Annotated in this window: 7 protein-coding genes and 1 pseudogene; 3 read left to right on the plus strand and 5 right to left on the minus strand. The window is 41.7% G+C overall.

Annotation, left to right across the window (positions count from 1 at the left end):
* Window positions 1-4 precede the first annotated feature (4 nt).
* From ECA01S_RS14505 to ECA01S_RS01060, 3 genes and pseudogenes are all read right to left on the minus strand, one after another.
* Window positions 5-994: an LPXTG cell wall anchor domain-containing protein gene (locus ECA01S_RS14505; RefSeq protein ID WP_306304202.1), complete on the minus strand. Its 990-nt coding sequence runs from the start codon at window positions 992-994 to the stop codon at window positions 5-7.
* 51 nt (window positions 995-1,045) lie between these two features.
* Window positions 1,046-4,996: pseudogene (locus ECA01S_RS01055) on the minus strand (endo-alpha-N-acetylgalactosaminidase family protein); the annotation flags it as partial.
* Window positions 4,997-5,521: 525 nt separating this feature from the next.
* Window positions 5,522-6,394 carry a glucosaminidase domain-containing protein gene (locus tag ECA01S_RS01060; protein ID WP_245631192.1) on the minus strand — a complete coding sequence of 291 codons (873 nt, stop codon included), beginning with the start codon at window positions 6,392-6,394 and terminating at the stop codon, window positions 5,522-5,524.
* 196 nt (window positions 6,395-6,590) lie between these two features.
* Between ECA01S_RS01060 and ECA01S_RS01065 the strand changes: the two genes are divergently transcribed.
* The 3 genes from ECA01S_RS01065 (at window position 6,591) to ECA01S_RS01075 (ending at window position 9,798) form a co-directional block, all read left to right on the plus strand.
* Entirely contained in the window at window positions 6,591-7,181 is a 591-nt protein-coding gene (locus tag ECA01S_RS01065; RefSeq protein WP_067389782.1) for a LemA family protein, read from the plus strand.
* Window positions 7,182-7,186: 5 nt separating this feature from the next.
* The gene (locus ECA01S_RS14680) at window positions 7,187-8,011 is read left to right on the plus strand and encodes a TPM domain-containing protein (protein WP_067389785.1); all 825 of its coding nucleotides are present in this window, start codon (window positions 7,187-7,189) and stop codon (window positions 8,009-8,011) included.
* Between the two features lie 326 nt (window positions 8,012-8,337).
* On the plus strand, window positions 8,338-9,798 hold the full coding sequence (locus tag ECA01S_RS01075) for a peptide MFS transporter (RefSeq protein ID WP_067389788.1): 1,461 nt from the start codon (window positions 8,338-8,340) through the stop codon (window positions 9,796-9,798).
* A 128-nt stretch (window positions 9,799-9,926) separates the two neighbouring features.
* On the opposite strand, the gene tkt is transcribed toward ECA01S_RS01075, so the two are convergent.
* Both tkt and ECA01S_RS01085 read right to left on the minus strand, forming a co-directional pair.
* The gene (gene tkt / locus ECA01S_RS01080; RefSeq protein ID WP_067389790.1) at window positions 9,927-11,924 is read right to left on the minus strand and encodes a transketolase; all 1,998 of its coding nucleotides are present in this window, start codon (window positions 11,922-11,924) and stop codon (window positions 9,927-9,929) included.
* A gap of 87 nt (window positions 11,925-12,011) precedes the next feature.
* Entirely contained in the window at window positions 12,012-12,254 is a 243-nt protein-coding gene (locus ECA01S_RS01085) for a DUF896 family protein (RefSeq protein ID WP_067389793.1), read from the minus strand.
* Window positions 12,255-12,320 lie beyond the last annotated feature (66 nt).

A 12,320-nucleotide genomic window follows, 5' to 3' on the forward strand; every position in this document is an offset into this window, starting at 1 on the left:
TTTCTTATTTTGTTGATTTTTTCCGGTAGAAGATGAGACCAGCAATTCCCAATAAGGCCAAGCCAATCCCTGCAATTAGGGCGCTGATACTACGATTTTCACCAGTATGCGGCAACAGTCCTTTTTGCTCTTGTTTCACTGTAACATTCGTACTATTTTGTTGATTTTGATGATTGGATTGATTGTTGGATCCATTACTGCCGGCACCATTTTTTTGACTGTCTGAAGTAGCTTCGGTAGAGTCCTTGGTACCACTGGTAGAATCATCTGTACTATTGCTTGAGGAATCTGTTGTTCCAGTTGAATCATCCGTAGAAGAAGTGGATTCTTCACTAGAGTCCTTAATTTTTTCCTCTTTCAACTCTGCGACTGCTTTTTCAAGGGCCGTAGTTGCTTCATCAACAGCTGCCTGTGTTGCTTGCGAATCCGCTAAAACTTTTTCTGCCTTTGCGATTGCAGCGGACAAAGCTTTTTGTGTGGCAGCGGTGTATTGATAGCCTGTTTGTGGTTTGCTTTCTTTGGCTTTTTTAAGAGCTGCTTGTAAGTCTTTTGTATCCACATCAGTAGTGATTGCCGTTTCTTCCAAACCATCAATTGCAGCAGCTAAATCAGTTGTTGCTTGATTGATTTCTTCTTGAGTCGCAGCTTCATTCCCTAAGACTGCTTGCGCTTTTTCTAAAGCTTTTTGCAATTTCTCTAGACTTTCAGCGGTAAAGATATGGCCCTCAGATGGGGTTACGTCCTTTGCTTGGTCAATCAGTTTGGTTAGTTCACTTGTGTCGTTCTCGGTTCCTTCCACTACTAGCATTTCAATGGATTCATTCAATGTCTTGGTTGCCTCATCAATTTCTAGTTGTGAAGCATCAGTATCCTTGGCGACTTTTTCAGCGTCCTGCAACTGTTGGCTTAAGACTGCCAGTGACTCCTCTGTGTAGATTTTTTTCGGTGTCGCAGCAAATAGACGTAGTCTAGCAATATTAGGTTGGTCCTTCATGCTATCTTTGGCTTCTGCAATTGCTTTTTCTAGCTGTTTCACATCATGTGTCGCTTCTCGTTCAACTTTGAAGTTGTCGATAATCAAGTCGTACGCACCACCATTGGTGTAGATACCAACCGTTGTCTTGCCGCTTTCAGCACCAGTCACATCCATGCTGAAATGCTTAGTCTTGCCATCTGCTGCAGTTGAAGAAATAGAATCTTTTGACCAATTCACTTTTTGAATATTTTCATCGTTACCAGCTGTGAATTCTTGATCCAGACTACCTACATAGAAATTATCAGCTCCATCTGTTTGATAATCAAAGCTGACTGTATATTTCACATTTGGTTCAAAAGCGACATTCTGCGGAGTCGTTTGTAGCATCATACCTGCCCCTTGTTTATGGGCTTTCAGAGACCATTTTCCTTCCAACACATCGGAGACTTTATTGCCGTTCCAGCCATATTGGGTGTAAGGATCATGCAGCTCAGATAAATGGACCCGCGGATCTTCTACACCACCAGCTTGAGCCTTGACAAACGGGAACAATCCAATAGCTTGTTCGTCTTCGAAGTCCTGAGTAATAACCAAGTTCTTCTTCAAATTCTGAACTTCAGTGTTGCGAGAAACGATTCGCAAATCATCAAAACGGGCAGTTTCCTCTCCTTTATCCGCTAATAGAGAAACTTTAACAGTCGCATCTTCTGGAACAGTAAAGTCTAACCGCAATTTTTGCATGTATTGTGGGTAGGCAGTACTTGTGTGATTAACATCTGCTTGAATATAATTTTGGACCATTGAGTTTTCAAATTCGCGAACATACAGCTTATTGTTCACTTGAATACGAGCTTTGACTTTACGCCCATGGCTTTCTGTATTTACATAGAAGCTATAATCGCCAGCTTCAAGTTTTTTCAATGTCTGTGTCATTTCTAACGCATCATTTCCTGGCTCAAGCACATAATCGCCATTTGGATTACGCGTCACTTGCGGTTTTCCAGCTAATACATCCCAGTTTTGCAAAGTATCTTTGCCGTTGAATCCAGGGTCCTTAAACGGTGTATCAATACCAAATTCTACTTGTTTGACCTCGGCTCCTTCAGCAATCACGTATGGTGTTTTAGCCTTGGCCTCAATCGTTACTTGATTGCCTGAAACGGTTGCGCCACCCAGATCAATTCTCCCTTGATCGGTCAATTGATAAACATGAAGATTATTTTTATCTTGTAACGCACTTGGCAGGTCCCAAGTAGTGGTTCCGCCATTTTCGTTCCAGTGATACGCTTTGTTTTCGCCTTCAATATTCCAAGGAATCAAATAACTGTCGCCCTTTAATACTTCATGGCCATCTAGGGTGATTGTCCGTTCTTCCCCTTCATTTTGAGTAACAACGACCTTACCTTTTTCATTGCCTAACTTGATTGTGCCGTAGATTTGACCACTTTTAGCAGTCGTAGTATCCCAATTTGTGATTTGGTAGTGTTGCAAGAATTTAGTTGGGATATTGGTACGGAATGTGACCTCTTCATAGCTGTTAAAATCTGTCTTTCCGACCCAACCTTCATGGGCTTCAAACTCTGCTCCTCCTAGAAGCGGATTATCTGAAATAACCCAAGTATCTTTTTGATGATTTCGAATGAAGCGGACGATGTTACTATTGAATCCCTTAGTTGAAGTACCGCCATAAGCTTTTTCAGCTGACCAATGGTTCCAAATAGAGCTATACTCCATCGCATTTGGAAATTCGTTGGCTAGTATCCATCCCCGGTCATTGACTTCTTTAGCCATTTCGCGGCTCATCCAGCCGGCTTCTCCTTGATTACCCCAAACGTCCAAATAGATATAATCCAAGTTTGGCACATTTTGTTTCAGCTCATCTAACCGCTTCCCACGGTTACCAGAAAGAGCATCATTTCGTTGGTTGATTGCGTAAGACGGATCTAACCAATCCCAACGATCTTGATCGACATTGACTAGCTCTTCATTAAAAGATTTCGCTTCAGGATAGGATTCGGTTGCGTTGATATGCACCCCGAAAATGGCATTCAAATCATGTCCTTTGTTTACCAAAGCGTTCATGTCGGCTTCGCCACCAGGTCGTTTCCCAACTGGTCCATAATCAGGATGGGCCGAGTCGTGTCCTTCATTTTGATAGCCTTTTAATAGAACCATTTGCCCCAGACCGTCAGTTAAATTGTAGATGCGTTTAGTTTCATCCAGCGTATCTAAAAATGGATTGGTAGCTTGACTAGCGAAGTTGAATGGAATCCGTTGGTTCACGAGTTCGGGCACTTTTTCAGCACCAACTGGATTATTCATAATATCACGGAACCCAATTGCGGCATCTTGCCAGTCAACTTGTTTATCATCATTCAAATCAGCAGAAAACTTGATTTTCAACTCAGGTGTATCTGTTGTTTTATAATTAGCCGGTGCACCGAATGGCCGGATAGTCCAAGCGCCACTCCACAGACTTGTCACATACCCCCGGTCCGTTTTAGCTGTTTGCTTGTATAAACGACTGCTGTCACTGTTATCGACAGTCTGATCACCATAAGCGTTAGTCCAAATACTAGCGGCTCCTTTATCTTTTGATAAAAATGCGTACATATAAGGGTCCGTACCTTCAGTAGAATAGTGATTTAGGTTTTGGAACGTATCACCATTTTTGTTGCCATTATTGGCATTGGTACCGGTATTCATTTTAGCACCAGCGAAAGCGGCGCCCTTTTCTGTGCTAGCAACTGAGACCAAACCTTGATTAGGAATGGAGATTGTATTGATTAATTGCGCGGCTTCTTTAATATTTGTAAGTTTCATATGGAAAACCTGATTATCTTCCACTGTGAATTCTGTATCGAAGGTCAAACCTAGCTCTTCAACGTTTACATGGTAGACCGCTTTTGTATCATTTTCATTCGTTTTTTCTTTGGTAGCAGTGGCTTCATAGTTTTTCCCGTTGACAGCTACTTTGTTAATTTTTTCAGATTGGCCGCTAAACAGTTTGTTCCCTTCGCCATCTTGATAGCGAATCACCCGTGGGAAAGTTGGGTCAAGGACTGCTTTTAGTTCCTTCGTACCAATCACATCGCCGGCTTCTTGTTCGCCTTCTCCTACCACATCAACGGTTGCTACGGCTTGAATCTCGGTACCTGCCACCTGACCTTTGACTGTAAAAGTACCTTCTTTCTCAAGGTTCTCAGCAGGAATTTGTTCCCAGGTAACGTCAGCTTTCTTCTGTTCCCCAGTATTGTAGACCGTATTCACTTGTGTTGGTAGACTTGGTTCTTCTCCGATTTCAGTGAACACGTGGACGGGATCAACTTGTATAATTTCGGGAACAATTTCCGGTATCGAGCCGACTGCCCCATTTTTAAAGTAATTATAGGAAATTGTTTTGGTGTCATACCAGTTGCGCACACCAACATGCCCTGCCTGGGTCTGAATTTTTTTACCACCGGCTAAAGTTGGTGTATCCTCATAGAATTTTTCACCATTTAGCCAAATCGTGATTTTTTCACCTTCGTACCGAACCTTTAAGATATAGAGCGTATCCGCTGCAATTGCCGGGCCAGTAATATCATCTTTCCATGCTCCAGGAACTTCAATTAACCACTTACCCGTATTAAAGCCGACAAAGACCCAATGATCAGCATCAACACCACGGACAATGACCCCTACACGCCCTTCCCCATTTTTTATTTTAAAAGCAGCTTCGACTTCACCATCGGCTTGTTCAGGAGAATCTTGAAGAAGTGAAACGGAATTATTGCCCTTACTAGTTTCGCGTATAAAATCTAAGGCGCCATCTTGTAATGTGCGTTTATTCCCACCCACAACATCCGTCCAGCTACCCATCTGACCGTCTTGGAAAGCCGTACTCCAAGCTGGTTTGACTTCTGCGTCTTTTTGATTCGCCTCTTTTGAAGAACTCTTGGACTCAGTAGAGGTCGTTGTTGCCTCTTCAGTAGTTTCAGTAGCTTTTTCAGAGCTGGCTTCAGATTTCTCAGTACTCATCTCTGTCTGTGAACTTTCTTGAGTGCTGTTAACAGTCTCAGTTTCGCTGCTAACGGTAGCTTCTGTTTTTTCTTCCGCATGAGCTGTTAAACTATTGGCCGCTAATCCAACCCCGGATACGTACGGTGCAAGTGTCAATGAAGCTAAAGAGACATACAAAAATTTGCTTTTCTTCATTCTTTCTCCTCCTCTTATTGAATACGCTTACACTATACCTTATAAATAACTGATATTTTTTATTTTTGTTGTTGACTTTTTTATGATAATTGCTAAATTTTCACACATTTCAATTGAAATAGTTGCTAAAATCAATACTTTGTCCTCTATTCACCAAAACTAAAAATATTTATTCCGAATAATGACAAAAGTTATAAAATAACTGTTATTATGATTTAAATACAAGTTCTCGCTTTTTATGTTTTTTGAATAAATTTATCTAAAATACTAAAACATAAAACTAAAAAAGACACCATTTAGGTGTCTTTTGAAGGATATAAGATAATTTTTGGAAAACGACTTACCGGTTTAGCCTAAAGCTAAAATTTCTCCCACATAGATCGTATCCTCTGTTAAACCATTCAGTGCTTTTAGCTGGTCAACAGTCAAACCATTATTTGTCGCAATATCCCACAGTGTATCGCCGCTAACAACAGTATGTGTTCCACCAACTGTCGCAACCTCGCTTGTACCAGTTTCGACAACTGTAGTATCAGCAGCTTCAGTCGTTGCTTCATCTTGATAAACTTCTGCCGCTGCAGTCTCTTCAACTGGTGCCGAATAACCGCCATCGTATTGTGTCAGATTATAAGATGCAATCAAGGAATTAAGCTTGCTGCCGTACCCTGGATCAGTAGCATAGCGACCTGTCAGCCAAGCAGTCGCATCCATATAGCTGCTTGTATTGCTCCGCCAAACACCTTGATAATGATGGTTTGCACCCCACATCGTACTTAACAAGACATTTGCTTGGTCTTGGAATGATTCATAATAAGACGAATATTGACGGAAAGGTTCATTCATGATGACCCATTCGCCATTCAAATATTCAGAGGTAGGCAAATAGACAACATTCTGTCCGTCATAGCCCTTTACACCAAATAGATTATAATAAGGAGCTTGTGATAAAGCAGAAGAACCATAACCAGTCTCTAAAAGCGCTTGAGCAATCATGACAGAAGGATACAAGTCATTAGCCTGTGCTACTTCCATTGCGTAGGGCGCTATTTGTTGAATAAAAGCTGCTTGGTTAGTCGTTTCTACTGTCCCTAATTCCGTCGCTTGTGAAGTCAAAGGCATCGCAAAAGGTAGCGCCAATAATCCCACTGCCGGCGCAGCCCATACCCCTTTACTTTTTGCCTTCTTCTGATGACGGGCACTTCTCGTTTCTCTCATCTCGATTCCTCCTCGTATAGTCCTATTCTATCGATTGAGAAGAAGAAAGACAATTATTCTCACTCGTTTTCATCTAATTGTAAAAATCTGAAAAAGGCTCATTAAGCGAAAATCAGCGAGAAATCCACGAAAATCAGTCTTTAGAATGAGATTTTTATATTACAGCTATGTTACAATTTAAACCATAAAGGAGGTTGTTTAAATGAAACAACGTGGAAAGTTAAACATCGGTCTCGTCGTCTTAGCGATCGTTGTGTTACTAGGCATCTTCGGTGTCACCCAATATAATGGATTAGCCAAACAGGAACAGACTGTCGAGTCTGCTTGGAGCCAAGTAGAAAATGTTTATCAACGTCGTGCTGACTTAATTCCTAACTTGGTGAACTCCGTTAAAGGAAGTATGAATCAAGAACAAAAGGTATTTGGCGATATTGCCAAAGCACGTGAAGCATACGGAAAAGCCGGCAGCTCAGAAGAACAAGTTGAAGCAGCACAACAATTGGATCAATCTGTTGGGACGTTGATTAATGTAATCAATGAAAATTACCCAGACCTTAAATCAAATGAAAATGTTCAAACACTGATGACGCAATTGGAAGGAACTGAAAATCGTATTTCCGTCGAACGGAAACGGTATAATGACGCAGTTCAAACCTACAATCAACAAGTTGTGACCTTCCCTAAAAATATCTTTGCCAATATGATGGGCTTAGGTAAGAAGCCATACTTTGAAGCACAGGAAGGCGCCGATCAAGCACCAACTGTTGACTTCGGCACCGACTCTAGTAACTAATTCTCGTGAGAAAATTTCTTTTATGGTTCTCGCTGCTGTTCGCCGCTGTTTGTTTCTTACCCTTTACTGCGCAGGCAGAATCGCTGCCAGAAGCACCCACTAGCTTTTATTTGGATCAACTGAATGTAATGGATACACAAACAAAAGAGTTGATTCAACAAAAAAATCTGGTCTATAAAAGTACTTCTGAAGCGCCCCAAGTCGTAGTAGCAGTAATTGATTCAACAGACGGTGACAGTATCGACAGCTATGCACCCGACCTGTTCGAAAAATGGCAGATTGGGAATCGTGATCAAGACAACGGGATTTTGATTCTCTATGCACTAAATGATGGTGATCGTAACGTCCGTATTGAAGTAGGCTATGGCCTTGAGGATACGATTACTGACAGTATTGCTGGAAATTTGCTACAACAGGCTAAGGACGACTTAAAATCGACGGATGCCGCGCGTATCAATCAAGGACTACGCTATGTGTTCAATGGCGTCACGACCTTGATCGATCAACGCTATGATTTTCCTGCCGATCAAAATGCGCTAGACCAAGAACAAATTGATCAACTCACAGAGGATTCTGATTCTGATGATGGTGGCGATTTTGGTGGTTTACTTATTGTCTTTTTAGTAGTAGGACTTTTCGTCCTTTCCAGCTTGACCGGAGGCGGTCGTGGCGGTCCACGTGGTGGTGGTCGCGGCGGCTTTGGCGGCCCATTCTATTGGGGTGGTGGCGGCAGCTCTGGTGGCTTCGGTGGAGGCGGCGGCTTTGGCGGCGGCGGTGGTGGTTTCTCCGGAGGCGGTGGATCTTCCGGCGGCGGCGGCGCTAGTATATAATGATAAGTCGTTAAGAGAGCTTAGGTATTTTCCTAAGCTCTCTTTTATTTTCCCCAATCTTTATTTTTTATTTATTATGTTCTCCTCACTTTTCTCTTAGCAATCGTTACAAAAGGAAATTAATAAACATTCATTTTTATCAGTTGATTTGCAGTCAATTTTCGTTATATATGAGAAAACAATTGTTTTTCCGTAAAAAAATAAACGATAAAATGAATAAACACTGAAAGATAGACACTTACCCTTGCATTTTTTCAATTTCAGGAATAAACTATCCATTATGAATTTTCTGAAATTTTTCAGTATTAGTTGAGGGAGTGTTGCAAATGCAACGTGAAAAAACTTTTTTAGGGCAGCCCAAAGGACTATCTACTCTGTTCTTTACCGAAATGTGGGAACGATTTAGTTACTATGGGATGCGGGCAATTTTACTTTATTATATGTACGATGCCGTTACAAACGGTGGTCTAGGTTTAGATAAACCCACCGCAGTTGCCATTATGTCTATTTACGGCTCACTTGTTTTTATGTCTAGTATTGTCGGCGGCTGGATTTCTGACCGCCTGTTAGGTTCAAGAAAAACAGTGTTCTACGGCGGCGTCCTGATTATGTTCGGTCATATCGTTTTGGCTACACCATTTGGCCTTGGGGCGTTGTTTCTATCTATGGTATTGATCGTTATCGGAACAGGTATGTTGAAATCAAACGTTTCTGGGATGGTGGGGCACTTATATGCGCCTGACGACCTAAGAAGAGACGCCGGTTTCTCTATCTTCTACATGGGAATCAACATTGGTGCCTTGCTGGCGCCACTTATCGTTGGCCCACTAGGTCAAGAAGTTAATTATCACCTAGGCTTCTCTATTGCAGCCTTTGGGATGTTCTTCGGCTTGCTGCAATACTATATTGAAGGCAAGAAAAATTTAAAAGGTGTCGGTGAAGTTGTCACCAATCCTCTTGTTGGTGAGGAACGTACAAAATTTTTCCGTCGTTTTGTCATTGCGCTAGTTATAGTAGCAGTTATTTTTGGAACAGCCGCTGTAACAGGCCATATGTCTGTTGATTTCTTTATCAACTTTATTAGTGTGCTAGGTATCTTACTACCTGTTTACTACTTTACTGCTATGCTGCGGTCAAAAGATGTGACTGGTGAAGAAAAGAAAAAAGTCTTAGCTTATATTCCACTATTTCTATCTGCTATTGTTTTCTGGTCACTAGAGGAACAAGGTTCTTCGATTCTGGCGTTATTTGCTGATGAACGTACCCAGCGGACACTTTTTGGCATTAATATTCCTGCCAGCTTGTATCAAACATTAAATCCTGTATTTGTCGTAATTTTGACTCCGGTTTTCGTTTGGTTATGGGCAAAATTAGGTAAAAAACAACCTCGAACTGAAGTGAAATTCTCGATTGGACTAGTCCTTGCCGGTCTTTCCTTTGTGCTTTTGATGTTCCCAAGTTTACTTTGGGGCACCGATAAGCCCGTTTCTCCTTTATGGTTGGTCTTTAGCTTCTTGATTATGATTGCTGGTGAAATGTGCCTTTCCCCCGTTGGTTTATCTGTTACAACGAAACTAGCTCCTAAAGCATTTGAAGCACAAACTTTGGCAATCTGGCTATTAGCGGATGCTTCTTCTCAAGCGATCAATGCACAAATCGCGCGCTTCTATACGCCAAGTACAGAAGGTGCTTACTATGGTATCGTGGGAACCGTCGCAGTTGTAGCCGGTATACTACTATACTTAGGTCGTAAGCCAATTCGAAAACTCATTGGTGATATTCATTAAAATATCTTCAAAAAAGTCGTCGAGAATCAAAACTCGACGACTTTTTTGTTATAAAAATACCGACCCTTGAAAGTCAGATTTTTGGTCTAACTTTGGGAGTCGGTACAAATTTCAAGAGAGTTTTTCGATTATGCTAATGTGTTGAAGACATTCACAACATTTTCAGTTGTAAAGCCAAATTCAGCTAATACTTTATCGCCAGGTGCAGAAGCGCCAAAGTGATCAATGGTGATCGTTGTTCCTTTGTCTCCTACATATTTCGCCCAGCCGAAGCTTGAAGCCGCTTCGATACCAACACGTTTTGTTACAGCTGTTGGCAGAACGCTTTCTTTGTATTCGGCACTTTGTGCATCAAATAGGTCAAAGCTTGGTAATGAAACGACGGAAACGTCCTTACCTTGTTCCGCTAACGCTTTTTGCGCTTCTACCGCTAAACCTACTTCCGAACCAGTCGCAATCAAAATACCTTCAGGTGTATCTCCCTTAGCTGGTGAGATGACATAACCACCTTTGGCAACATTTTCAGTTGCGTGCTCTTTAGTTCCTTCGATAACCGGTAGATTTTGACGACTTAAAACTAAAACAGTTGGTTTATCTGTTGACTCAATTGCTAGTTTCCAAGCAGCTACCACTTCATTCCCGTCAGCTGGACGGATTACTCGCACATTAGGCATGCAACGAACGCTTGCCAATTGTTCAATTGGTTCGTGAGTTGGACCATCTTCCCCAACAGCAACAGAATCATGTGTCAACACAAAGGTAACAGGTGCTTTCTGGATAGCAGACAGACGTAACGCTGGACGCAAGTAGTCAGTGAAGACGAAGAAAGTTCCGCCGTATACGCGGGTACCACCATGAATTTCAATCCCATTCATAGCAGCGGCCATAGCAAATTCACGTACACCAAACCAAATATTGCGGCCTTCGTATTGACCAGGTTCAAAGTCTTTTTCTACGGCTACCATTGTATTGTTAGAAGCAGATAAGTCAGCAGAACCACCCCAGAACTCTGGTAAAGCTTTGGATAGTGCTTGAATAGTATCTTTACTTGTAACACGGCTTGCTGCACTTGACCCTACTTCATAAGTAGGTAATTCAGCGTCCCAGTTTTCAGGCAATTCATTATTAAAGGCCCGCACAAATTGAGCAGCTAATTCAGGATATGCGTTACGGTAATTTGCAAACATATCGTTCCAAGCTTTTTCAGCTTTTTCACCGTCTTCGATCATACGCTCATGGAAACGTTGTGCCACTTCTTCTGGCACGGTAAACTCAGGGTAATCCCAACCATAAACTTCTTTGGCTACTTTGATTCCTTCAGCTCCTAGAGGTGCCCCGTGGACTTTGCTGGTACCTTCATTTGGTGCACCAAAGCCAATCACTGTTTTCACTTCAATCAAAGTTGGTTTATCCGTTTCAGCTTGTGCCGCTTCAATTGCTTTTGCAATAGCTTCAACATCATTGCCATCTTTTACTAAGATATGTTGCCAACCGTATGCTTCAAAACGAGCCCCAACATTTTCGGTAAAAGCTTTTGAAGTTGGTCCATCTAAGGAAATGTCGTTTGAATCGTATAAAACGATTAGTTTTCCTAATTTCATGTGACCAGCCATCGAACTTGCTTCTTGCGAAACGCCTTCCATTAAGTCGCCGTCGCCGCAAATTGCGTAAGTATAATGGTCAACTACATTGAAGTTTTCTTTATTATAAGTAGCAGCTAAATGAGTTTCAGCCATTGCCATCCCCACTGCCATAGCAACACCTTGACCAAGTGGTCCAGTTGTTACTTCAACACCATCGGTATGATGAACTTCTGGATGTCCAGGTGTTTTACTACCCCATTGACGGAATTGTTTCAAATCATCGATTGTTACTTGGTAACCAGATAGATGTAATAAGCTATACAGTAATGCAGAACCGTGGCCGGCGGATAATACGAAACGGTCGCGGTCAGCCCATTTAGTAGATGTTTTAGGGTTTACTTTCAAATATTTCGTCCAAAGAGCGTATGCCATTGGTGCCGCTCCCATTGGTAACCCTGGGTGACCAGAATTTGCTTTTTGAATCATGTCCATGCTTAGTGTGCGAATGGTATTCACACCTAGTTGATCGATCGTATCGAACAAGTGAATCAGCCTCCTAATTTAGGTTTTTTTTACCTTAATTCATTTTAGCTCGTTTAATTCAAAATTGCAACGCTTTCTTGCAATTAATTACTTCCGGTCATGAATTCCTTTTTCTTTTTGGATCTTTTTCAATTTTTCCGGCGTGACATCATTTCCATCAGGATCGACTACTTTCATAGACTCAATATGGTGACGCATTCCTTGCCGGAAAGTCGCCAAATATTCTTCTCGTAGGTTTTTTTGCTCTCTTTTTTCCTGTTCAGAAAGACCTTCTGCCTTCGCTTTTTTCGCTAATTCATTGATCCGTTTCATTTTTTCTTCAGATAACACTTCGTCACCCCCAGTTTCTCCTTTATCTTAGCGGAACTTCTCGGAAAAAACAACCTCACAAAATAC

It is taken from the genome of Enterococcus canis NBRC 100695, from assembly GCF_001544375.1.
Lineage (GTDB): Bacteria > Bacillota > Bacilli > Lactobacillales > Enterococcaceae > Enterococcus_H > Enterococcus_H canis.